This window comes from Pseudomonas sp. F-14 TE3623, from assembly GCF_053629015.1.
In genome coordinates this window covers 5759417-5780928 of record NZ_JBRJHM010000001.1, presented here as the reverse complement: position 1 = coordinate 5780928, position 21512 = coordinate 5759417, and the positions used below count along the sequence as shown (strand labels likewise).

The following is a 21512-nucleotide window of genomic DNA, read 5'->3' as shown; positions in this document are numbered from 1 at the left end:
ATCACAACAATGGCAACAGGAGCAGTTTTCATGAGTTCATCGAACACCGGACAAAGTGCCGGACAATTGGAAACCCGTGGTATCGAGCCGGTGCCGGAAGGGGAGTGCAATGGTCATCCACTGCAACTGTTCTGGGTCTGGTTCGCAGCGAACATTTCCATTCTTGGTTTGCCGTTGGGCGCCACGCTGGTGGCCTTCCGCGGCCTGGCGATCTGGCAGGCGATCATCGTCGCCATCCTCGGTGCCGCCGGCTCTTTCGCGGTGGTCGGGATCATCTCCATTGCCGGTCGCCGTGGTCGCGCACCGAGCCTGACGTTGTCGCGAGCTATCTTCGGTGTGCGCGGCAATATCGGCCCGACGCTGGTCTCGCTGATGTCGCGACTGGGTTGGGAAACCGTCAACACCACCACCGCTGCATTCGTCTTGCTGTCGTTGTGCTCGATTCTGTTCGGCTCGCCGGTGGAAGCCAAAAGCGCGCCGCTGCTGACCCTGGTTTTTATCGCGATTTTTGTACTGCTGACGTTGTCGGTGTCCGGCCTCGGTCACGCTACGTTGCTGGTAATCCAGAGATGGGCGACCTACGTGTTCGGTGCGTTGAACATCCTGGTCGGCGGTTTCCTCTGCGCGACCATCGACTGGAGTGCCGTATTCAACGCCACGCCAGCACCCCTGAGCGCGATGATCATCGGCATCGGCACCATGGCCGCCGGCACCGGGATCGGTTGGGCCAACGCTGGCGCCGACATGTCGCGCTACCAGCACCGCAGCGTCAAAGCCGTGCGTCTGGTGGCGTCGGCGGCGTTCGGTGCGGGGATTCCGCTGGTGCTGCTGATCACCCTCGGCGGCCTGCTGTCGGTGGGCAACAATGATCTGGCCTCGGCCACTGACCCGATCGTCGCGATCCGCGACATGCTGCCGACCTGGATGGCCGTGCCGTACCTGATCACCGCATTCGGCGGGCTGCTGCTGTCGAACAACCTGTCGGTGTACTCCGCCGGTTTGACCACCTTGACCCTCGGCCTGAAGGTCAAGCGCGTGTATGCGGTGGTGCTCGATATCATTGCGATCTTCGCCGGGTCGATTTACTTCATGCTGATCGCCGAGAGTTTTTACGGCCCGTTCATCACTTTCATTTCCTTGCTGGCCGTGCCGATCACGGCGTGGGTCGGGATTTTTGTGGTCGACCTGATTCACCGGCATTATTACAGCCCCAAAGACCTGCTGGACGTCAGCCCGAGCAGCGCCTACTGGTATCGCGGCGGCGTCGAGTGGCGCGCCTTCGGTGCATGGGCGCTGGCGATTGTGCTGGGTTTCAGTTTCACCACCATTGGCACCACTGAACAAGATGTCTGGTTCCGGGGCTTTTTGTCCGACTCCTGGCTGGGCCACAACGGCCTGGGCTGGATCGTGACGTTCCTGGTGGCCGGTGGCATTTACTGGGTACTCGGCGGTGCCAAAGACCGCCGCGCCGCGTTGATCGAGCCGGCTCATGCCTAAAATGCTACACACCGGCCAGGTCATGATCGATCTGGTCATGGCCGTGGATAAACTGCCTCAATCGGGCGGTGACGTGCTGGCGCAATCCGCCCGTTTCGAGGCTGGCGGTGGCTTCAATGTGATGGCTGCGGCCCGGCGAAACGGCTTGCCGGTGGTCTACCTCGGTGGCCATGGCAAGGGCCGTTTCGGCGACATGGCCCGAGAGGCGATGACGGCTGAAGGCATTCGGATCGGCCTCGGTCAGAGCACTGAGCGCGACACCGGGCTGTGCGTCGCGCTGACCGAAGCCTCGGCCGAGCGCACGTTCATTTCCTGCATCGGTGCCGAAGGCGAATTGACCGCCGAAGACCTGGCGAGTGTGCCAGCCGAGGCGGGGGACTTTGTCTATGTCAGCGGCTATAGCCTGCTGCATGGCGGCAAGGCTCAGGCGCTGGTGAATTGGGTGCTGGATTTGCCGGACGGGATCAAGGTGGTGTTCGATCCGGGGCCATTGGCGGATTCGCCGGACGCACCGCTGATGAAGGCCCTGTTGCCGCGCATCGATCTGTGGACCAGCAACCGTGTCGAGGCGCTACGGTTTACCGGGGCGACGGATATCGGCGCGGCATTGAAGCGGTTGGTTGATCATCTGCCGACCGAGGTGTTGATGGTAGTACGCGATGGGCCGCAAGGGTGCTGGATCAGCCAGCGTGGTGATCACCAGCATGTGCCGGGATTCAAGGTCGTGTCGGTGGACAGCAATGGCGCGGGGGATGCTCACGCGGGCGTTTTTGTCGCCGGGTTGGCGCACGGAATATCGGCAGTCGAAGCGGCGCGGCGGGCGAATGCGGCTGCGGCATTGGCGGTCACTCGCTGGGGGCCGGCGACTTCGCCGGGGGCGGCTGAGGTGGATGCGTTGATCTGGAAGACTTTCGGCGCTTGATCCACCGCTTTCGCGAGCAAGCCCGCTCCCACATTGGATCTGTGTTGATCGTTGAATGTGTGAACGACACAGATCCAATGTGGGAGCGGGCTTGCTCGCGAAGAGGCCCTCAAACTCACCAAATCCGGACCCTTAGCCGGCTTTGCGCAACGCCTCGATCAGCTCTTGCTTGCGCATGCTCGAACGCCCCGGAATCTTCTTCGCCCGGGCTTCTTTCATCAGGCTGTCCACCGTTTGCGTATCGCGCGAAGCCTTGCTGTTGCGCGGCTTGCCTTCACGGGTGGCCACCGCACGTCGGGATGATTCCTTGCGGTCTGCAGACTTGGCGCTGGCCGGCTTCTTGCGCCCGGAGCCGCCGGCGCCTTCACCTCCACCTGACTGTTTGTTTACCGTGGCCCAGGCACGAGCTTCGGCTTCATCTTTCGACACGCCTTTGTGCTCGTAGCTTTCTTCGATGTGTTCGGCCTTGCGTTTTTGCTCGGCGGTGTATTTGTCTTTGCTTCCACGAGGCATGGGATTTCTCCTGGTTTCAGGATGTATATCCGTAGGAACTCTTCAAGCATTCACAGGCAAAGATCGCAGCCTGCGGCAGCTCCTACGCGGTTAAATATCCAGCTTGCGCGCCGCTTCAACCCCTGCGGCGCTGAGTTTGATCGGCAGGTTCAGCGAGTGCTCGCCGGCTTCGTTGCAGGTCACATGACCGTGCTGGATCAATCCGCGTTCCTGCAGAGTCGCGAGCGTGCTGGCCACGACTCTCTCCCCCCGGTAATTGTCCAGAACCTCCTTGCCCAAGCCATTTGGGTGGGCGTGCAGCAGGCGGGTCAGGACTTCTTTTTCCAGGTTTTTATCGACGTTCATGGTTACCTCTTCGTTAGGATCGATAGGTATTGCATGTCGCTCGCATCGGCGAACTTATGGACTGGTGCTGCGGCCTTCGGAGCCCGAGCCACCGGTGGTGGTTTTCGAGCCGACGCCAGTTCCCGCGTTGTCGGGAGTCTGGGTGCCGGGTGTATTCATCCCGCCCTGAGCGCCCGCGTCATCGTGATAAACCCGTGGGTCTGTGGCCGTCGGAGAAGGAGGCCGGCCGCTGTCGATGCCTTGGGTGGCCGAGGATTCGGGCCTTTCGAGTGGATCGGTCGGGTCGGTCCCGGAAGAGCTGGTCGCGGCGAACGCGACGGAGGAGAGCAGCGTGGTGAGAGCGAGGGCGGTCAGTCGGGACGTGATCATGGTGTCGTCTCCGTTGATTAGAGTCCTTACCCGATATTGGTCCTCCCTGACCTGGATTGGTGCCTGATGAACGACGAGCGGTGTCGCTCATGCTTAATGGTCGACGCCGATTTCTTCCTTGAACAGCTCCATGAAACCCTTCAGGCGTTCGTGGCGAATCTGTGCCAGACGTTGACCGGTGGTCGTTTGGAAACCGTCCGCCAGGTGCAGCAGCTTGGTCTGGAAATGATCGAGGCAAAAGCGTTTGTCGTCGTAGTCCCGTTCTTTTGCCTCTGGGTCCAAAGGGTCGTACAGCGCACTGCCCATGCGCCCGGCGATATAGAAGGTACGCGCCACGCCGAGCATGCCAAGGGAATCGAGGCGGTCGGCGTCCTGGATGATTTTCGCTTCGAGGGTGATGGGTGTGATGTTGGCGCTGAAGCTGTGGGCTTCGATGGCGTGGGAGACTGCTGTGATTTTTGCGTCAGGCCAATCCATGACTACCAGTACTGTCGAAGCTTTCTGCGCCGCCAGCCGTGATGCCTGTGAGCGCTGCGGCGAGTTCTTCTCTACCGCCACGCAATCGTGCAACAGCACGGCTGCCAGCAGCACCTCAAGATCACCGCCTTCTTCGGCATGAAGCGTGCGCACGTTGTGCCACACCCGCTGTAAGTGTGACAGATCATGGGCGCCGTCCTCGCCAGGTTCCAGCGCGTGGGGCAGCAGTTCAGAAGCCAGAGTGTGCAGCGGCGCGAAAGTGGCGGTGGTCATGGAATTCCTTGGATTCGACTCGGTTTTTGTGATCAATGAGCACCCTGTGGGAGCGGGCTTGCCCGCGAAGACGTCAGTACAGTCACGCTGATTTCGCAGGCTGGCCCGTTCATACAAGGCGCCACAAAACATTAATGCTACATGACGTTTTGCTTTCAAATGTGACGAGCGCCGCGCGCGGACTTAGTATGGCGTTTTCAATTTTTGACAAGGCACGTTCATGACGATCGAAATCCGCCCGGCAACCCCCAGCGATGCTCCGCAAATCCTCGCGTTCATCACTGAACTGGCGGACTTCGAACGTGCCCGCCACGAAGTCATCGCCAGCGTCGCCGACATCGAGCGTAGCCTGTTCAGCGAGGGCGCCACCGCTCATGGCCTGATCTGCCTGCGCGATGGCTCGCCGATCGGCTTTGCGGTGTTCTTTTTCAGCTATTCCACCTGGCTGGGCAGCAACTGCCTGTACCTCGAAGACCTCTACATCACTCCCGAACAACGGGGCGGCGGCGCCGGTAAAACCTTGTTGCGCCACCTGGCGAAAATCGCCTGCGCCAATGATTGCGGCCGTTTCGAATGGAGCGTGCTGGACTGGAACAAACCGGCGATCGAATTCTACAAATCCCTCGGTGCACAGCCGCAGGAGGAGTGGGTGCGGTATCGGATGGATGGGGCGGTGTTAAGGGATTTTGCCGAGGGCAATTGATCCCCTAAAAGATCGCAGCCTTCGGCAGCTCCACGCGGGATTGTGTTCGACCGAGCTATTGCGTCGTACATCGAATCTGTAGGAACTGCTGAAGGCTGCGATCTTTTTTTGTTCTTCTCCCAATATATGGGATTGATATTTATATATTGAGATTTTCCTTCGTTCAGGTTTATAGTCCAGCTCACTCACTGCCAAAAAACAAAACAGGTGAAGCGATGCTGGCGCAATTGATCGCGCTCGATTGGGGGACAACCTCATTACGTGCTTACAAACTCGGCTTCGGTGCCCAGGTGCTGGAACAGCGCTCGCTGTCGTCCGGGATCATGCAGCTGCCCAAGACGCCGCGAATCATCGCCGGCCAGGAATGTGCCGACGGTTTTGAATTGGCCTTCGATGAGGCGTGCGGTGACTGGCTCGACGTGCAGCCCGATTTGCCGGTGATTGCTTGCGGCATGGTCGGTAGTGCTCAGGGCTGGCGCGAAGCGGCCTACTGCGACACGCCGGCGAACGTTGCCAATCTCGGAACTTCCCTACAAACCGTTCGCAGTCTTCGCGGTGTCGATGTGCACATCGTGCCAGGGGTGATTCAGCGTTCGCGCTTGCCGAACGTGATGCGCGGCGAGGAAACCCAAGTCCTCGGCGTGTTGCAGAATCTGCCGAGCGGGGCGGGCAACGATCTGTTGATCGGCTTGCCGGGCAGCCATTCGAAATGGGTGGAAGTGGACGACGGCTGCATCGTGCATTTCGATACTTTCATGACTGGCGAAGTCTTCGCCGTCCTCAGTGAACACAGCATTCTGGGGCGCACTCAGCAGCGCGGCGCGTCTTTCGATGGCGAAGCGTTTGATCGTGGCGTGCGGGTGGCCTTGTCGGCGGACGGCGAGATCGGGCCGCTGTCGACATTGTTCAGTGCCCGCAGTCTGGGGCTGACCGGTGAACTCAGCGCCGTCGCGCAACCGGACTATCTGTCCGGTCTGTTGATCGGCCATGAACTGTCGGCCCTGGCCAATGTTCAGCGGCATCGGCGCAACAGCGTGCACCTGCCTTCGATCATCCTCATCGGCAATGCGCAACTCTGCGCCCGCTACAGCCGGGCGCTCGACGCCTGCGGTTTTGCCCGGGTGACCCTGGCCGAGCAGGCCACCGAACGCGGGTTGTGGCAGTTGGCGGTTGCCGCCGGACTGATCACGACACCCCCATCCCGTTAAACCTGACTGGAGGTCTGACATGCTCAAGCAAGCACTGGCACAAAACGGTCTGATCGCGATCCTGCGTGGCCTGCGTCCGCAAGAAGCGGCAGCCGTTGGTGAAGTCCTGTACTCGGCCGGATTTCGCGTCATTGAAGTGCCGCTTAATTCCCCCGAACCGTACGAAAGTATCCGCATCCTGCGCAGTACCTTACCCGCCGATTGCCTGATCGGTGCGGGCACGGTGTTGACGCCGGAACAGGTCGAGCAAGTGAAAGCGGCGGGCGGCCAAGTGATCGTCATGCCTCATAGCGATGCCAAGGTGTTGCGTGCGGCGAAGGCAGCGGGGCTGTTCCTGTCGCCGGGCGTGGCGACGCCGACCGAAGCCTTTGCTGCATTGGCCGAAGGGGCGGATGTGCTGAAGATGTTCCCGGCCGAACAAATGGGCCCCGCCGTTGTGAAAGCCTGGCTGGCGGTGTTGCCGGCAGGGACGGTGCTGGTGCCGGTGGGCGGGATTACGCCGGACAACATGCAGGTGTTTGTCGAGGCCGGCGTCAAAGGTTTCGGTCTCGGGTCCGGGTTGTTCAAACCGGGCATGACGGCTGACGAAGTTGCGGTGCGCGCCAAGGCGTATGTCGCTGCCTGGAATGCTTTGCGTTAAGACTTTTTGGCGCTGTGAGCGCTACATCTACAAGAGAGACAATAGAGATGAAAATCACCAAACTCACCACCTTCATCGTTCCGCCGCGCTGGTGCTTCCTCAAGGTCGAAACCGACGAGGGCGTGACCGGTTGGGGTGAGCCCGTGGTCGAAGGCCGCGCGCACACCGTCGCTGCTGCGGTTGAGGAATTGTCCGACTACCTGATCGGCAAAGACCCACGCAACATCGAAGACATCTGGACCGTGCTCTACCGTGGCGGCTTCTACCGTGGCGGCGCGATCCACATGAGCGCCCTGGCCGGCATCGACCAGGCGTTGTGGGACATCAAGGGCAAAGCTCTGGGTGTGTCGGTCAGTGATCTGTTGGGTGGTCAGGTGCGGGACAAGATTCGCGTTTATTCATGGATCGGTGGTGATCGCCCGGCGGACACTGCTCGCGCTGCGAAAGAAGCGGTCAGCCGTGGTTTTACCGCGGTGAAAATGAACGGCACCGAAGAACTGCAATTCCTCGATTCCTTCGAGAAGGTCGACCTGGCCTTGGCCAACGTCGCCGCCGTGCGCGATGCGGTCGGCCCGAATGTCGGCATCGGCGTGGACTTCCATGGTCGGGTGCACAAACCCATGGCCAAGGTGCTGATGAAGGAACTCGACCCGTACAAACTGATGTTCATCGAAGAGCCGGTGCTCAGCGAAAACTACGAAGCGCTGAAAGAACTGGCGCCGCTGACCAGCACGCCGATTGCCCTCGGCGAACGGTTGTTCTCGCGTTGGGACTTCAAGCGAGTGCTCAGCGAAGGCTACGTCGACATCATCCAGCCCGATGCATCCCACGCAGGCGGCATCACCGAAACCCGCAAGATCGCCAACATGGCCGAAGCCTACGACGTGGCACTGGCGCTGCATTGCCCGTTGGGCCCGATTGCCCTGGCCGCGTGCCTGCAACTGGACGCGGTTTGCTACAACGCGTTCATCCAGGAACAGAGCCTGGGCATCCATTACAACGAGAGCAATGACCTGCTCGATTATGTGAAAGATCCGCGGGTGTTCGACTACGACAAGGGCTTCGTGAAGATCCCCAACGGCCCGGGCCTGGGCATCGAGATCAACGAGGAGTACGTGATCGAACGCGCCGCCGTCGGCCACCGCTGGCGCAACCCGATCTGGCGCCATGCCGATGGCAGCTTTGCCGAGTGGTGAGTTCCTCCTGACTCAACACAAATCCCTGTGGGAGCGGGCTTGCTCGCGAAGGCGGCATCACATTCAACAGTGATGTCGACTGACGCACCGCTTTCGCGAGCAAGCCTGCTCCCACAATTGATCTCCATGGACCGGATGATTTGCGCTCAGGCGCCCGTTTTTTCACGACCTCAATAAACATAAGAAGAGGCACCTCTCATGCAACCGCAAACCCTCACCGGGCAGGCGTCGTTGGTGACGCCGAGCCGCAAGCGGTTTTTCATCATGGTCCTGCTGTTCATCACCGTAGTGATCAACTACCTGGACCGCAGTAACCTGTCCATTGCCGCCCCGGCGCTGACCAGCGATCTGGGCATCGATCCGATCCATGTCGGGCTGATTTTCTCAGCCTTCGGCTGGACCTACGCTGCCATGCAGATCCCCGGCGGCTGGCTGGTGGACCGGGTGCCGCCGCGCATCCTGTATAGCGTCGCATTGCTGCTGTGGTCGGTCGCCACGGTGATGCTCGGCTTCGCTGCCAGTTTCATCGCGCTGTTCGTACTGCGCATGGCCGTCGGTGCCCTGGAAGCGCCGGCGTATCCGATCAACAGCCGCGTGGTGACGACATGGTTCCCCGAGCGCGAACGCGCCACGGCTATTGGTTTCTACACGTCCGGGCAATTCGTTGGTCTGGCGTTCCTGACGCCTGTATTGGCCTGGCTGCAGCACCAATATGGCTGGCACATGGTGTTTGTCAGCACTGGCGTGGTGGGCATTATCTGGGCGGTGATCTGGTACGCGGTGTATCGCGAACCGCGTGATTTCAAGGGCGCCAATGATGCTGAAATCGAGCTGATCCGCGAAGGCGGCGGGCTGGTGGATATCCAGGCAGAAACCGCGAAGGCCAAGGCGAAATTCAGCTGGACCGATCTCGGTATCGTTCTGACCAAACGCAAACTCTGGGGTATCTACCTCGGCCAGTTCTGCCTCAACTCGACCCTGTGGTTTTTTCTGACGTGGTTCCCGACCTACCTGGTGAAATATCGCGGCATGGACTTCATCAAGTCTGGCTTGCTGGCGTCGCTACCGTTTCTGGCAGCCTTCGTCGGTGTGCTGTGTTCGGGGTTCTTTTCGGACTTTTTGATTCGTCGCGGCTACACGGTGGGTTTCGCCCGCAAGTTGCCGATCATTGGCGGCCTGCTGATTTCCACCTCGATCATCGGCGCCAACTTCGTCGAGTCGACACCGCTGGTGATTGCCTTCCTCGCGCTGGCCTTCTTCGGCAATGGTCTGGCTTCGATTACCTGGTCGCTGGTGTCGACCCTGGCCCCGGCGCGCTTGCTTGGATTGACCGGTGGGGTGTTCAATTTCATCGGTAACCTGGCAGCGATTACCACGCCCATCGTCATCGGTTTTCTCGCTTCCGGTGATTCGTTTGCCCCGGCGATTACCTATATCTCGGTTCTGGCGTTGTTGGGTGCGCTTTCCTACGTGTTGCTGGTGGGCAAGGTCGAGCGTATCAAGTTGTAGTCGCGGCCATCGGGCGACCATAATGCCGCCCGTTCACTCGCTCAACGGTAAAGGCTGGATATGCAGGAAGACGCCCCAAAAATCGCCAAGGACGCCGCGCCGACTGGCACCCAGACACTGCTTCGTGGCCTGGGTGTGGTTCAGGCCGTGGCCAGTGGCGCCCGCGATCTCAAGGAAATCGCCCGGCTGATCGGCACAACGCGCAGCACCACTCATCGTCTGGCCAGTTGCCTGGTGGACGAGCGTTATCTGAGGGTGGTGCCGCAAGTCGGGTATCTGCTGGGGCCGAAGCTGATCGAACTGGGTTTCCAGGCACGTGAAGAGCTGCCACTGGTGACGCTGGCCGGGCCGTATCTGGATGAGTTGTCGGCGTTGACCGGCGACACCATTCATCTGGCGATTCGTGAGGGCGACGAGGTGCTGTACCTGCACAAGAATCCGGGGCGCAACGGTCCGGAAATGCGTTCGCGGGTCGGTCATCGCATGCCATTGGCGCGTACCGGGATCGGTAAGGCGCTGATGCTCGATGACACGCAGGAAGAATGGCAACGGCTGTACGAAATCAGCTTGCCGGTGGGTGGGAAAAATCAGTTCTGGCCGCAGCACCCGGAGCAATCCTGGGAGCAGTTCCTGCAGCGCATGATTGAGTACGTAGCCGGCGGGTACGCCTTCGACCTGGAAGACAACGAACCGTCAATCCGCTGCGTGGCGGCGCCGATCCGCGATGCCAGCAAGCGCATTGTCGCGGGTATCAGCATCGCCAGCACCGTGCCGTACATGCCGCTGGAAAAAATGGCCGAGCTGATTCCCCTGATCAAAGGGGTCACAGCCCGGCTGTCGGCGGAGCTTGGCTTGAAGGTATAAATCGAGCGGTCTGATCAGACTTTCAGCGTCGCCATATCGATCACGAAGCGGTACTTCACGTCACCGGCAATCATGCGGGTGTAAGCCTCGTTGATCTGGCGGATGTCGAGCATTTCGATGTCGCAGGTGATGCCGTGCTCTGCGCAGAAATCCAGCACTTCCTGGGTTTCGGCGATGCCGCCGATCAGCGAGCCGGCCAGCACGCGACGACCCAATACCAGTTTGGCAGCGTGAACCGGTGGATCGATCGGTTCGATCAAGCCCACCAGAATGTGTACGCCGTCGAAACGCAGCGTATCGAGGTAGGGATTGAGGTCGTGCTGCACCGGAATGGTGTCCAGCAGGAAGTCGAAATGTCCTGCGGCGGCTTTCATCTGTTCTGCGTCGGTGGACACGATCACGTGGTCTGCGCCTTGACGACGACCTTCTTCAGCCTTGCTCGCCGAGCGGGTGAACAACGTCACTTCAGCGCCCATCGCCTTGGCGAACTTGATGCCCATGTGACCGAGGCCACCCATGCCGAGAATCCCGACCTTGTCACCGGCCTTGACGCCGTAGTGCTTGAGTGGCGAGTAGGTGGTGATGCCTGCACACAGAATCGGCGCGGCGCTGGCCGGGTCGAGCTTCTCCGGGATACGCACGACAAAATGCTCGCTGACCACGATGCTGTCGGAGTAACCGCCCATGGTGTTACTGCCATCGACCCGGTCCGGGGTGGCGTACGTCATGGTCGGACCTTCGAGGCAGTATTGCTCCAGATCCGCCTTGCAGGCTTCGCAGTGGCGGCACGAGTCGACCATGCAGCCGACGCCGACCAGATCGCCGACTTTGTGTTGGGTAACATTCGCACCGACCGCGGTGACTTTTCCGACGATCTCATGGCCGGGCATCAGCGGGTAAACAGCAATGCCCCACTCGTTGCGTGCCTGATGGATGTCGGAATGGCAGACGCCGCAGTAGAGAATGTCGATCGCAACGTCGTCGGCCCGTGGACTGCGACGTTCGAATTTCATCGGGGCGAGGGGAGTGGTGGCTGACTGAGCGGCGTATCCGATGGCGGTGTACATGGTGAACCTCGCAAAAGCGGTGACAGGTGAGGCGAGCAATTCTGGGCGCCGCACGGGTTACCGGCCATGGCGATTCCTCCGGGTGTCATGCCTAATCCTCCGGCTTACACCGTTGATTGGTCGCATTGGCGTTCAGACCTGCGAAGATGCTTTCATCCCTTTTTTCGCGACTTTTTTTGTGACTTCTTTTGTGACTTCTTTTATGAAGAGCTCCCCCATGTTGTTGACCCGTCATCTCGATGCCAATGCCACCCTGGTTTCGCTGATCCAGCCGCTGACTACCCGCGACGGTTTCGCGCCTACCGCATTGCCGGGTGTGCAGGTTTTGCGGGCCAGTTGTGATGTGGCCCGTGGCCCACAAATCTACGAGCCAAGCCTGGTCATCATCGCCCAAGGCAGCAAGTTGGCGTATCTGGGCCCGCGTACGCTTGAATATGGAGCCGGGCATTACCTGATTCAGGCGTTGCCGGTACCTTTCGAGTGCGAGACGTTTTCGGCTCCGGATGGCCCGATGCTGGGCGTTTCCATCGCCATCGACCGGGTAATGCTCGGTGAGTTGGTATTGGCCATGGGGCTGTCACCGGGGCGCACGGTTCCCGCACAGACGCCCGAGTCCATGACCTCGGCGGTGCTCGACGATGCCATGCGCGGTTGTGTGGAGCGGTTGTTGCGCTGCCTGCACGATCCGCTGGAATGCCAGATCATGGGCCCGGCACGCTTGCGTGAATTGTTGTTCGTGGCGTTGCGGGGGCCACAAGCCGATGTGTTGCGAGCGTTGGTGGAGCAACAGGGGCAGTTCGCGCGGATCGCGGCGTCGCTGAGTCATCTGCATGCGCATTACACCGAGCCGTTGAATGTCGAGACCCTGGCCAGTTGCGCGAACATGAGCGCGTCGACGTTTCATGAGCATTTCAAACGCTGCACCTTATTGTCGCCGGTGCAATATTTGAAGCGTTTGCGCTTGCTCAGGGCCCAGCAGTTGTTGCTGGGCGAAGGCTTGGGCGTGGCCCAGGTGGCGCATCGGGTGGGGTATCAGAGCACGTCGCAGTTCAGTCGCGAGTACAAGCGTTACTTTGAGCGCAATCCTGGGGATGAGCGGGCTGCTTGATACACCACGAATCCCCTTGTGGGAGCGGGCTTGCTCGCGAAAGCGGTCTATCAGTCGACATCAATGTTGGATGATAAACCGCCTTCGCGAGCAAGCCCGCTCCCACATTGGTTTGGTGTTGATGCCCGGATCTCGGGCAACAAAAAGGCCCCCATTTCGGGAGCCTTATTGTTCAACTATTCGACTTACATATTCGGGTAAGTCGGGCCGCCAGAGCCTTCCGGCGCCACCCAGGTGATGTTCTGTGCAGGGTCCTTGATGTCGCAGGTCTTGCAGTGAACGCAGTTCTGGGCGTTGATCTGGAAGCGCTTCTCGCCGTCTTCCTGGGTCACCACTTCGTACACGCCGGCTGGGCAGTAACGCTGAGCAGGTTCATCGTACATCGGCAGGTTCTTGGCGATCGGAATGCTCGCGTCGGCCAGTTTCAGGTGGCAAGGCTGCTCTTCTTCGTGGTTGGTACCCGAGATGAACACCGAGCTGAGTTTGTCGAAGCTGATCTTGCCATCCGGTTTCGGGTAGTCGATCTTCTTGCAGTCGGCCGCCAGTTTCAGGCAAGCGTAATCCGGCTTGGTGTCGTGCAGGGTGAACGGCAGTTTGCCGCCGAACCAGTTCTGATCGATGTAGTTGAACGCCGCGCCGAGAATCGGGCCGAATTTGTGCATCGCCGGGCCGAAGTTGCGGCTGGCGAACAGTTCGTCATAGAGCCAGCTCTTCTTGAAGGCGTCGACGTAAGTGGTCAGCTCTTGCGTGCCGTCCAGATCGGCGAACAGCGCATCGGCCACGGCGTCGGCGGCGAGCATGCCGGATTTCATCGCGGTGTGGCTGCCTTTGATCTTGGCGAAGTTCAGGGTGCCGAGGTCGCAACCGATCAGCGCGCCGCCCTTGAAGACCATTTTCGGCAGCGAGTTCAGGCCGCCTTTGGAGATAGCACGTGCGCCGTAGCTGATGCGCTTGCCGCCTTCCAGGTATTGCTTGAGCACCGGGTGATGCTTGAGGCGCTGGAACTCGTCGAACGGCGACAGGAAGGTGTTGCTATAGGAAAGATCGACGATCAGGCCGACCACCACCTGGTTGTTTTCCAGGTGATAGAGGAACGAGCCACCGGTGTTCTCGGTGCCCATGATGTCCAGCGGCCAACCGGCGGTGTGGACTACCAGGCCTGGCTGGTACTTGGCTGGGTCGATTTCCCAGATTTCTTTCAGGCCGATGCCGTAATGCTGGGCGTCGGCTTCGCTGTCGAGGTTGAAACGCTTGATCAGCTGCTTGCCGATATGGCCGCGGCAACCTTCGGCGAACAGCGTGTACTTGGCACGCAGTTCCATGCCCGGGGTGTACAGGCCTTCTTTGGGATTGCCTTCGCGGTCAACGCCCAGATCGCCGGTGATGATCCCGCGAACCACGCCGTTCTCATCGAACAGTGCTTCCTGGGCGGCGAAGCCCGGGTAGATTTCCACGCCCAGGTTCTCGGCCTGCTGGGCCAGCCAGCGGCACAGGTTGCCCAGGGAGATGATGTAGTTGCCTTCGTTGTGCATGGTCTTGGGCACAAAGAGGTCAGGAATCTTCTGCGCGCTGTCGGCGTTCTTGAGCACGAAGATGTCATCGCGTGTGACTGGCGTATTCAGCGGCGCGCCGAGTTCTTTCCAGTCCGGGAACAATTCGTTCAGGGCGCGTGGTTCGAACACGGCACCGGACAGGATATGAGCGCCGACCTCGGAGCCTTTTTCGACCACGCAGACGCTGATTTCCTTACCGGCTTCGGCGGCCTTCTGCTTCAAACGGCAGGCGGCGGACAGGCCAGCGGGGCCGGCACCGACGATGACCACGTCGAATTCCATGTATTCGCGTTCCACAGGCTATCTCCTACTCAAGGCTCAACAGTTTTTTTCTAATTGGAGGTTTGGCGTTGCATCCATTATTTTCTCCGGCAACTGCCGGAAGGGACAATGGATGACCCACCTTTCTCTCTAGGTGGCGCATTATATCTACACCACTCCTAGCGTCCAATACAAACGTTTGTTTGAATTGGCTCAAAGCCAGAGAAATCAAAGTCACGCGGCTTATGACTGGCCATTTTGCCGTATTGACCGGAATAGGTGTTCCGGTCAAGATACGGGCGGTTTTGCGCTCGCCGTAGGCTGACTGTTGGTTTCAAGAGCACCTCTAAAGACAGGGCGATGGCAGTATAAGGTGATGCGCAGCGCAGGTTTGGCGCGCAGTTTACACGCCGCGATAATGAATGACTCGTTGGTCACCACTGACGAACGGTTATCAGCCTCGTGAGCAACGTTCACTCGATACACCTGCCAGCGTTTTTAGAGGTGCCCTTGCGCCGATGAGCATCAACCGCCAGGTTCGCCTAGGCGACTTTCTTTTCACCGGAGAGTAACGAGGAATCCATGAAGGTTCTTGTAGCTGTCAAACGCGTTGTGGATTACAACGTCAAGGTTCGTGTCAAGGCGGACAATTCCGGCGTCGACCTCGCTAACGTCAAGATGTCGATGAACCCGTTCTGCGAAATCGCAGTGGAAGAAGCCGTACGTCTGAAAGAGAAAGGCGTTGCGACTGAAATCGTCGTCGTCTCCATCGGCCCGTCCACCGCTCAAGAGCAACTGCGCACCGCGCTGGCTCTGGGTGCCGACCGCGCCATCCTCGTCGAATCCGCTGAAGATCTGACTTCCCTGGCGGTTGCCAAGTTGTTGAAAGCTGTTGTCGACAAGGAACAGCCTCAGCTGGTGATCCTCGGCAAACAAGCCATCGACAGCGACAACAACCAGACTGGCCAGATGCTCGCTGCATTGAGCGGCTACGGTCAGGGCACCTTCGCTTCGAAAGTCGAAGTGTCCGGCGACAGCGTTGCCGTGACCCGTGAAATCGATGGCGGCGCGCAGACAGTTTCCCTGAAACTGCCGGCCATCGTCACCACCGACCTGCGTTTGAACGAGCCGCGCTATGCGTCTCTGCCAAACATCATGAAAGCCAAGAAGAAGCCTCTCGAAGTGCTGACTCCGGACGCTTTGGGCGTTTCCACCGCCTCCACCAACAAGACCCTGAAAGTCGAAGCGCCGGCTGCACGCAGCGCGGGTATCAAGGTCAAGTCGGTGGCTGAACTGGTCGAGAAACTGAAAAACGAAGCGAAGGTAATCTAAATGACTATCTTGGTTATTGCTGAACACGACAACAAAGTACTGGCCCCGGCCACGCTGAACACTGTGGCTGCTGCTGCCAAGATTGGTGGTGATATCCACGTTCTGGTTGCAGGTCTGGGCGCTGGCGCCGTGGCCGAAGCCGCTGCGAAAATCGCTGGCGTGGCCAAAGTGCTGCTGGCCGACAACGCTGCTTACGCTCATCAACTGCCGGAGAACGTTGCTCCGCTGGTTGCAGAACTGGGCAAGGCTTACAGCCACATCCTGGCTGCCGCGACTTCGAACGGCAAGAACATCCTGCCGCGCGTTGCCGCGACCCTGGACGTTGACCAGATCTCCGAGATCATCTCGGTCGAAAGCGCTGATACCTTCAAGCGCCCGATCTACGCCGGTAACGCCATTGCTACCGTCCAGTCCAACGCTGCAGTCAAAGTGATCACCGTGCGTGCCACCGGTTTCGACCCGGTTGCTGCTGAAGGTGGTTCGGCTGCCGTTGAAGCAATTGCGGCTGCTCACGATGCTGGCACTTCGAGCTTCGTCGGTGAAGAACTGGCCAAGTCCGATCGTCCGGAACTGACCGCTGCCAAAATCGTCGTTTCCGGCGGTCGCGGCATGCAGAACGGCGACAACTTCAAACACCTGTACGCCCTGGCCGACAAGCTGGGCGCTGCCGTCGGTGCTTCCCGTGCCGCGGTCGACGCAGGTTTTGTACCCAACGACATGCAGGTCGGTCAGACCGGCAAGATCGTTGCTCCACAGCTGTACATTGCCGTCGGTATTTCCGGCGCGATCCAGCACCTGGCCGGCATGAAAGACTCCAAAGTGATCGTTGCGATCAACAAGGACGAAGAAGCGCCGATCTTCCAGGTGGCCGATTATGGCCTGGTGGCAGACCTGTTCGAAGCTATCCCCGAGTTCGAGAAGCTGGTCTAATCCGGCGGCTTGACTTATAAAGAGCCCGACCTTTTGGTCGGGCTTTTTTTTGTTCCGGATTTGGGTGGGGAGAGTGTTGCCATGAGTCTGCGCCGCTGGTTTGGCTGCTCTTTTTTGTCGGCTTTGTGGTTAAGCCTGACGCTGTTGCCGGGGCTGTCCATAGCCGCGGGCAAATGCGAGCGCCTGGTGGTGACCGGCAGCCCGGACGCGCCGCCGTACCTGTGGCAAGACCCGCAAAACCCCAAGCATCTGATTGGCGCCAGCGCTGATCTGTTGCAGCAAGTGGCGGGAGAGTTGGGCATCAAGGTCGAACTGCTTTACGCCGGCAAACGCTCCCAGGCCCTGGACGAAGTGCGCAGCGGGCGCATGGACATGCTGGCCGATGCGCCGTTGACGGTCAGTGAGCTGGAAAATCTGGATTATATCCACCCACCGCTGCTGGAAAACGATTACCTGGTCTGGACCCGCAACGACTCGTTACTGGTCTACAACGAAGCGCAGGATCTTCGCGGCCATCCCGGTGCGTTGTCGGAAAAGGCTCGAGTGACCCCGTCATTTGGCACTTTTGCCGAACAGCAATTGACCCTGGTACGTACGCCAAATCTGACCCAGGCCTTTCAGAAATTGCTGCTGAACGAGGTGGAGTTTGTCCTCGCCGGACGCTACTCGGGCATGGCCATGGTGCAAACGCTGGGGATGGCCGATGACTTGATGGCTCACCCACAACCCATCGACAAACCTGGCCTGTATCTCGCGGTTTCCCATAACTCTGCCTGCAACGATCCTTGGTTGCGCGGACAGCTGGCCAAAAAGATGACAGAATTGCCCGCGTCCGGACTGACAGAAGCTGCGCTGCTGCGCAATATCGAGCGTTGGAAAGCGCAACGCTCACAACCGCAGCCACAACCTGTCAGTACTCCAAAACAGTAGGGATTTTTAGTGAGTATTCGACCTCTTTTCGCTGCCCTGGCCGTTCTGGCTCTGGCGGGTTGTGCAGCCGATCCGGCGCCGAATGAACAAATACGCCTGACCGAACAGGCCCTAGAACAAGCCAAGGCCGTGGGTGCTACCGCCGACGAAGTGCCGGAGCTGAAACTGGCTGAAGACAAGTTCAAGCGTGCCCAGGGCAACATGGCCGACCAGTCCTTCAAAAATGCGCGCATGCGGGCCGAGCAGGCCGAGCTGGACGCGCGCCTGGCCGAAGCCCGGGTTCTGACCCTCAAGAGCGAGGAGCAGTTGAACGTGCTCAATACCCGCATCACTCGCCTGCGCAAGCAACTGGGAGATGCCCAATGAGCCTGAAGACCAAAGCACTCGGCGGCTTGATCCTGGCCGGCTGTGCAAGCCTTTATGGCTGCGCCGGTCAACACAGCGAAGCCGTATTGCAGCAGGCCGGCACCGACTTTCAGAAGGTCAAGGAAGACTCCAACGTGCTGCGCATCGCGCCCAAAGACGTGATCCGTGCCGGCGAGTCCCTGGCCCGCGCCGATCGTCTGTCCAGCTACTGGGGCAGCGGTTCGGACGTTGTGCATTACGCTTACCTGAGTCAGCGCTACAGCGAAATCGCCCGGGAACACACCAATCAAGTGCTCAACGAGGAACGCGCGGCGAAGCTCGAACTCGAGCGTCAGCGCCTGCAATTGGCCCTGCGTGAGTCCAAGCTGCTCAGCGTGCAGCAACAGGGCAAGTGGCTCGAAGAGCAGATCCTCGCGCTGGCGACCACCCAGACCGACCGTGGTCTGGTGATGACGCTGGGCGATGTGCTGTTCGATACCGGTGAAGCAGAATTGAAAAGCTCGGCAAACCGCGTGGTGCTGAAGATCGTCCAGTTCTTGCAGCTCAATCCCAAGCGCGTGGTCCGGATCGAGGGCTATACCGACAGCACTGGCGGTAAACAGGAAAATCTCAAGCTGTCCCGCGACCGTGCGCAATCGGTGGCGGATGTGCTGATGGACCTGGGTATCGACGACAAACGTATCAAAGTCGAAGGGTACGGCGATGAATACCCGGTGGACGTGAACGCTTCCGAGCGCGGGCGTGCGCAGAACCGTCGGGTGGAAATTGTGTTCTCCGACGAAAAAGGCCAGCTCGGCGCCGCCCGCTAAGGGCTGCGTTACTGGAAAACCCGGCCTGTCAGCAGCGCCGGGTTTTTTTGTGCCTGCCAATCAGCGCAATACTCTCCATAAAAACAGTACAGTTTTTGCTGACAATGCACTGTACGGTCGACTATTGTGACAACTGTCCCAGTACACTTCCAAACTGTTCCGGTAGTGTTTCACACAAGAATAAAATGCCCGTGAAATCGAGTGCTGCGTCATGACCAATCTCTTGCTCTACCAACGTATTGCTCAGCAACTGGCCGAAGATATCCGCCGCGGTGTCTATCAACCCGGGGAGCGCGTGCCTTCGGTGCGCAAGATGAGCTCGCAGCTCAACGTCAGCCATGCAACGGTGTTGCAGGCCTACGCCAACCTTGAAGATCAGGGGCTGATTCGTGCCCGGCCGCAGTCCGGTTACTACGTGCACCAGACGCCGGCGCTCACGGCGCCAACCCCGGACATTGCCCGGGTCGAGCGACCTGGCCTGGTCACCCGCAGCAGCATCATTCAGCAAGTTCTGGTTGAATCCCGCCGCGAAGGCGTCTTCCCGTTGGGCGCCGCCGTACCAAGCGTCGACTACTTACCGGTGCGGGCGCTGCATCAGCAACTGGCCAAAGTCACCCGTTTCCATAGCCCCCGGGCGTTCAGCTACATGTTCAGCCCCGGTTTCGAGCCGTTGCGTCGGCAAGTGGCGATCCGCATGCGCGATGCCGGCGTGGTAGTCGATCCATCGGAAGTGGTGATCACCCACGGCTGCGTCGATGCGTTGCAGATGTCTCTGCGCGTGTTGACCCGGCCGGGCGATCTGATCGCCGCCGAGTCGCCCACCTATTACGGTTTGCTGCAACTGGCCGACCTGCTGGGGCTGAAAGTCATCGAGATCCCTAGCGATCCAGCCACCGGCATGAGCCTCGAAGCCCTGCAACTGGCGGCCAACCAGTGGTCGATCAAGGCGCTGGTGCTGACCACGCGCCTGAGCAATCCTTTGGGCGGCACCATGCCCGAAGAACGGCAGAAACAGTTGCTGCGCCTGGCCTCGGATTTCGATATCCAGGTCGTCGAAGACGATATTTACGGCGAGCTGATGTTCGAGCAGGGCCGCACCAAATCGCTCAAGGCCTATGACCGGCTGGATCGGGTGATCTATTGCTCCAGCTTCTCCAAGACCCTGTCGCCCGGTGTGCGCATCGGCTGGATGATAGCCGGCAAGTACCAGCAGGAAATCCAGCGCTTGCAGACCTTCAGTACCCATTCAGCCTGCAGCGTCACGCAAATGGGCATCGCCGCCTATCTGGAGAACGGCGGTTACGACCGGCATTTGCGCTACATCCGTCAGGAGTACCGCAAGAACCTCAGCGCTTTTCAGCTGGCGGTGCAGCAGTACTTCCCGGAAGGCACGCAGATGACCCGGCCCACCGGCGGCTTCATTCTGTGGGTCAGCTTGCCGGGGCGGGTGAATACGCAAGAACTGCATGTGCGTGCGTTGCAGCAGGGCATCAGCATTGCGCCGGGGCTGATTTTCAGTAATACCGAGCAGTTCAATCACTGCATTCGCCTGAACTGTGGCATCCCCTGGAACCGCGAGGCCGAGCGTGCATTGATGACGTTGGGGTTGCTGGCGACGCAACTTTGTCAGGAGACGGCGAGCGGTTTTTGAGCGGCTGGGCAGTTCTGAACTGGCCGCTTGTCTTGTCGTCTCCAACAGGCGAGCATATAGCCTTCTGCCGTTCGCGCCGTTGGGTCCATGAAGCCGATTTTTCCTGCCGCCTGGTTGTTGATCTGCCTGTTAATGACCTGTCACGCGGAAGGCGTCATGGCGGCTTCCGTTCAGGAAAAACCGACAGCCAGCACAACCGCAAAAAAAGCGGCACCGGTCAAAAAGGCTGCGCCGGCCAAAAAGAAGGCTGCAGCGGTCAAAAAACGTTCCCCCATTGCTTCCAAGTCGAAACCGGCCAGTGAAGTCGTGAAAACCAAACTCCCTTCGGCAAATCTCGACTTGAGCTTGCCCAAGGACATGGTCGAAGAACTGAAGCCGGTCGGCACGGTACAGTTGCCCCGACACGATGCGCTGTTGCCGCAAATGTTCGGTGACAAGAGCAGCCCGTTCCAGCTCAACGGTCGTTTGCTCAGCAACGAAATGCAGCTGCAACTGCGCAATGAAGAGCGTCGGGAAGTTGAAGGCGCGGCGCTGGAATTCGAGTTCAAGCAGTAAATCCCTCCCATTCGTGACCCGCGGACCAGACGCTTTGTCGGAGACTGGTCAGTCACGTTCGTTTGAGCGGAAAAACCCGGGCTCAGGTAATTTAAAACAGTCGTTTTAGCCGTTACTCTGTGCCACGTCCCTTTACCTGTCGCGAGGAGCTTGTCGTCATGAGATGCCGTGAAGGCTGTGGCGCCTGTTGCATTGCCCCTTCCATCAGTTCGCCGATTCCCGGAATGCCCAATGGCAAAGCCGCCGGAGAACGTTGCGTACAGCTGTCTGCCGATAACCTGTGCAGCATTTTCGGCAAGCCGGAACGTCCTGCGGTGTGTTCGACGTTTGAAGCCGATGTCGAGGTCTGCGGAAGCAGCAGCGACGAAGCGATCAAGTTGCTGGGCTGGTGGGAGCAAATGACGGCCGCGTGATGTGTTCAACGAACGGAACTT

The 21512-nt window shown here is 59.6% G+C and carries 23 protein-coding genes; 17 read left to right on the top strand and 6 right to left on the bottom strand.

Translation table 11 applies throughout. The annotated features are described in order from the left end of the window. The first annotated feature begins 30 nt into the window (after nt 1-30). Nucleotides 31-1497, top strand: coding sequence for a purine-cytosine permease family protein (locus tag AB7M29_RS26800; protein ID WP_454248394.1), 1467 nt, complete (start codon nt 31-33; stop codon nt 1495-1497). Continuing rightward, nucleotides 1490-2419 carry a PfkB family carbohydrate kinase gene (locus AB7M29_RS26795; protein ID WP_454248393.1) on the top strand — a complete coding sequence of 310 codons (930 nt, stop codon included), beginning with the start codon at nt 1490-1492 and terminating at the stop codon, nt 2417-2419. The genes AB7M29_RS26800 and AB7M29_RS26795 overlap by 8 nt, the downstream gene beginning before the upstream one ends. A gap of 132 nt (nt 2420-2551) precedes the next feature. Here the strand turns inward: AB7M29_RS26795 and AB7M29_RS26790 are convergent, their stop codons facing one another. The 4 genes from AB7M29_RS26790 to AB7M29_RS26775 all read right to left on the bottom strand — a co-directional run bounded on the left by AB7M29_RS26790 (nt 2552) and on the right by AB7M29_RS26775 (nt 4396). After that, the gene (locus AB7M29_RS26790) at nt 2552-2932 is read right to left on the bottom strand and encodes a Rho termination factor N-terminal domain-containing protein (RefSeq protein ID WP_454248392.1); all 381 of its coding nucleotides are present in this window, start codon (nt 2930-2932) and stop codon (nt 2552-2554) included. 90 nt (nt 2933-3022) lie between these two features. After that, on the bottom strand, nt 3023-3277 hold the full coding sequence (locus tag AB7M29_RS26785; protein ID WP_217854152.1) for a hypothetical protein: 255 nt from the start codon (nt 3275-3277) through the stop codon (nt 3023-3025). Between the two features lie 54 nt (nt 3278-3331). Beyond that, nucleotides 3332-3646: a hypothetical protein gene (locus AB7M29_RS26780; protein ID WP_454248391.1), complete on the bottom strand. Its 315-nt coding sequence runs from the start codon at nt 3644-3646 to the stop codon at nt 3332-3334. Between the two features lie 93 nt (nt 3647-3739). Further along, on the bottom strand, nt 3740-4396 hold the full coding sequence (locus AB7M29_RS26775; RefSeq protein WP_454248390.1) for an HD domain-containing protein: 657 nt from the start codon (nt 4394-4396) through the stop codon (nt 3740-3742). 220 nt (nt 4397-4616) lie between these two features. Here AB7M29_RS26775 and AB7M29_RS26770 point away from each other — a divergent pair, with 220 nt between their 5' ends. The 6 genes from AB7M29_RS26770 to AB7M29_RS26745 all read left to right on the top strand — a co-directional run bounded on the left by AB7M29_RS26770 (nt 4617) and on the right by AB7M29_RS26745 (nt 10516). Beyond that, nucleotides 4617-5099 (top strand): GNAT family N-acetyltransferase, encoded by a 483-nt coding sequence (locus AB7M29_RS26770; protein WP_217854149.1) that lies wholly within the window; start codon nt 4617-4619, stop codon nt 5097-5099. A gap of 215 nt (nt 5100-5314) precedes the next feature. Beyond that, nucleotides 5315-6307, top strand: coding sequence for a 2-dehydro-3-deoxygalactonokinase (locus AB7M29_RS26765; RefSeq protein WP_454248389.1), 993 nt, complete (start codon nt 5315-5317; stop codon nt 6305-6307). Between the two features lie 19 nt (nt 6308-6326). After that, the gene (locus tag AB7M29_RS26760; RefSeq protein ID WP_018926189.1) at nt 6327-6947 is read left to right on the top strand and encodes a 2-dehydro-3-deoxy-6-phosphogalactonate aldolase; all 621 of its coding nucleotides are present in this window, start codon (nt 6327-6329) and stop codon (nt 6945-6947) included. Nucleotides 6948-6994: 47 nt separating this feature from the next. Continuing rightward, entirely contained in the window at nt 6995-8143 is a 1149-nt protein-coding gene (dgoD, locus tag AB7M29_RS26755; protein ID WP_007903915.1) for a galactonate dehydratase, read from the top strand. 198 nt (nt 8144-8341) lie between these two features. Further along, nucleotides 8342-9652 (top strand): MFS transporter, encoded by a 1311-nt coding sequence (locus AB7M29_RS26750; protein WP_217854147.1) that lies wholly within the window; start codon nt 8342-8344, stop codon nt 9650-9652. 60 nt (nt 9653-9712) lie between these two features. Next, on the top strand, nt 9713-10516 hold the full coding sequence (locus AB7M29_RS26745) for an IclR family transcriptional regulator (protein WP_454248388.1): 804 nt from the start codon (nt 9713-9715) through the stop codon (nt 10514-10516). A 14-nt stretch (nt 10517-10530) separates the two neighbouring features. Here AB7M29_RS26745 and AB7M29_RS26740 read toward each other — a convergent pair whose 3' ends face one another. After that, nucleotides 10531-11583, bottom strand: a complete 1053-nt coding sequence (locus AB7M29_RS26740; protein WP_454248387.1) for an NAD(P)-dependent alcohol dehydrogenase — start codon at nt 11581-11583, stop codon at nt 10531-10533. Between the two features lie 217 nt (nt 11584-11800). Between AB7M29_RS26740 and AB7M29_RS26735 the strand changes: the two genes are divergently transcribed. After that, nucleotides 11801-12691, top strand: a complete 891-nt coding sequence (locus tag AB7M29_RS26735) for an AraC family transcriptional regulator (RefSeq protein WP_052964828.1) — start codon at nt 11801-11803, stop codon at nt 12689-12691. Nucleotides 12692-12876: 185 nt separating this feature from the next. On the opposite strand, the gene AB7M29_RS26730 is transcribed toward AB7M29_RS26735, so the two are convergent. Beyond that, on the bottom strand, nt 12877-14541 hold the full coding sequence (locus tag AB7M29_RS26730) for an electron transfer flavoprotein-ubiquinone oxidoreductase (RefSeq protein ID WP_454248386.1): 1665 nt from the start codon (nt 14539-14541) through the stop codon (nt 12877-12879). A gap of 546 nt (nt 14542-15087) precedes the next feature. On the opposite strand from AB7M29_RS26730, the gene AB7M29_RS26725 reads away from it, so the two are divergent. The 8 genes from AB7M29_RS26725 to AB7M29_RS26690 all read left to right on the top strand — a co-directional run bounded on the left by AB7M29_RS26725 (nt 15088) and on the right by AB7M29_RS26690 (nt 21491). Next, a complete protein-coding gene (locus AB7M29_RS26725; protein ID WP_003226982.1) occupies nt 15088-15837 on the top strand; it encodes an electron transfer flavoprotein subunit beta/FixA family protein in 750 nt (249 codons plus the stop codon). Then, nucleotides 15838-16767, top strand: a complete 930-nt coding sequence (locus AB7M29_RS26720) for an electron transfer flavoprotein subunit alpha/FixB family protein (protein WP_454248385.1) — start codon at nt 15838-15840, stop codon at nt 16765-16767. 81 nt (nt 16768-16848) lie between these two features. Then, nucleotides 16849-17697 (top strand): substrate-binding periplasmic protein, encoded by an 849-nt coding sequence (locus AB7M29_RS26715; protein ID WP_217854143.1) that lies wholly within the window; start codon nt 16849-16851, stop codon nt 17695-17697. Between the two features lie 9 nt (nt 17698-17706). Continuing rightward, a complete protein-coding gene (locus AB7M29_RS26710; protein WP_052964824.1) occupies nt 17707-18063 on the top strand; it encodes a DUF4398 domain-containing protein in 357 nt (118 codons plus the stop codon). Further along, nucleotides 18060-18872: an OmpA family protein gene (locus AB7M29_RS26705; protein ID WP_448724906.1), complete on the top strand. Its 813-nt coding sequence runs from the start codon at nt 18060-18062 to the stop codon at nt 18870-18872. Before AB7M29_RS26710 ends, AB7M29_RS26705 begins: the two co-directional genes overlap by 4 nt. A gap of 211 nt (nt 18873-19083) precedes the next feature. Continuing rightward, nucleotides 19084-20523, top strand: a complete 1440-nt coding sequence (locus AB7M29_RS26700; RefSeq protein ID WP_007903895.1) for an aminotransferase-like domain-containing protein — start codon at nt 19084-19086, stop codon at nt 20521-20523. 87 nt (nt 20524-20610) lie between these two features. Next, complete coding sequence (locus AB7M29_RS26695) at nt 20611-21078, top strand: translation initiation factor 2 (RefSeq protein ID WP_454248384.1); 468 nt, start codon at nt 20611-20613, stop codon at nt 21076-21078. Between the two features lie 158 nt (nt 21079-21236). Further along, on the top strand, nt 21237-21491 hold the full coding sequence (locus tag AB7M29_RS26690) for a YkgJ family cysteine cluster protein (protein ID WP_454248383.1): 255 nt from the start codon (nt 21237-21239) through the stop codon (nt 21489-21491). Nucleotides 21492-21512: the final 21 nt, after the last annotated feature.

Excerpts from the sequence above, each read along its gene's own strand:
- AB7M29_RS26725 (WP_003226982.1), top strand. The coding sequence starts at position 15,088 with ATGAAGGTTCTTGTAGCTGTCAAACGCGTTGTGGATTACAACGTCAAG.
- AB7M29_RS26740 (WP_454248387.1), bottom strand. The coding sequence starts at position 11,583 with ATGTACACCGCCATCGGATACGCCGCTCAGTCAGCCACCACTCCCCTC.
- AB7M29_RS26765 (WP_454248389.1), top strand. The coding sequence starts at position 5,315 with ATGCTGGCGCAATTGATCGCGCTCGATTGGGGGACAACCTCATTACGT.
- AB7M29_RS26795 (WP_454248393.1), top strand. The coding sequence starts at position 1,490 with ATGCCTAAAATGCTACACACCGGCCAGGTCATGATCGATCTGGTCATG.
- AB7M29_RS26695 (WP_454248384.1), top strand. The coding sequence starts at position 20,611 with ATGAAGCCGATTTTTCCTGCCGCCTGGTTGTTGATCTGCCTGTTAATG.
- AB7M29_RS26735 (WP_052964828.1), top strand. The coding sequence starts at position 11,801 with ATGTTGTTGACCCGTCATCTCGATGCCAATGCCACCCTGGTTTCGCTG.
- AB7M29_RS26715 (WP_217854143.1), top strand. The coding sequence starts at position 16,849 with ATGAGTCTGCGCCGCTGGTTTGGCTGCTCTTTTTTGTCGGCTTTGTGG.
- AB7M29_RS26800 (WP_454248394.1), top strand. The coding sequence starts at position 31 with ATGAGTTCATCGAACACCGGACAAAGTGCCGGACAATTGGAAACCCGT.
- AB7M29_RS26750 (WP_217854147.1), top strand. The coding sequence starts at position 8,342 with ATGCAACCGCAAACCCTCACCGGGCAGGCGTCGTTGGTGACGCCGAGC.
- AB7M29_RS26770 (WP_217854149.1), top strand. The coding sequence starts at position 4,617 with ATGACGATCGAAATCCGCCCGGCAACCCCCAGCGATGCTCCGCAAATC.
- AB7M29_RS26780 (WP_454248391.1), bottom strand. The coding sequence starts at position 3,646 with ATGATCACGTCCCGACTGACCGCCCTCGCTCTCACCACGCTGCTCTCC.
- AB7M29_RS26745 (WP_454248388.1), top strand. The coding sequence starts at position 9,713 with ATGCAGGAAGACGCCCCAAAAATCGCCAAGGACGCCGCGCCGACTGGC.
- AB7M29_RS26700 (WP_007903895.1), top strand. The coding sequence starts at position 19,084 with ATGACCAATCTCTTGCTCTACCAACGTATTGCTCAGCAACTGGCCGAA.
- AB7M29_RS26775 (WP_454248390.1), bottom strand. The coding sequence starts at position 4,396 with ATGACCACCGCCACTTTCGCGCCGCTGCACACTCTGGCTTCTGAACTG.
- AB7M29_RS26705 (WP_448724906.1), top strand. The coding sequence starts at position 18,060 with ATGAGCCTGAAGACCAAAGCACTCGGCGGCTTGATCCTGGCCGGCTGT.
- AB7M29_RS26785 (WP_217854152.1), bottom strand. The coding sequence starts at position 3,277 with ATGAACGTCGATAAAAACCTGGAAAAAGAAGTCCTGACCCGCCTGCTG.
- AB7M29_RS26760 (WP_018926189.1), top strand. The coding sequence starts at position 6,327 with ATGCTCAAGCAAGCACTGGCACAAAACGGTCTGATCGCGATCCTGCGT.
- AB7M29_RS26790 (WP_454248392.1), bottom strand. The coding sequence starts at position 2,932 with ATGCCTCGTGGAAGCAAAGACAAATACACCGCCGAGCAAAAACGCAAG.
- AB7M29_RS26720 (WP_454248385.1), top strand. The coding sequence starts at position 15,838 with ATGACTATCTTGGTTATTGCTGAACACGACAACAAAGTACTGGCCCCG.
- dgoD (WP_007903915.1), top strand. The coding sequence starts at position 6,995 with ATGAAAATCACCAAACTCACCACCTTCATCGTTCCGCCGCGCTGGTGC.
- AB7M29_RS26690 (WP_454248383.1), top strand. The coding sequence starts at position 21,237 with ATGAGATGCCGTGAAGGCTGTGGCGCCTGTTGCATTGCCCCTTCCATC.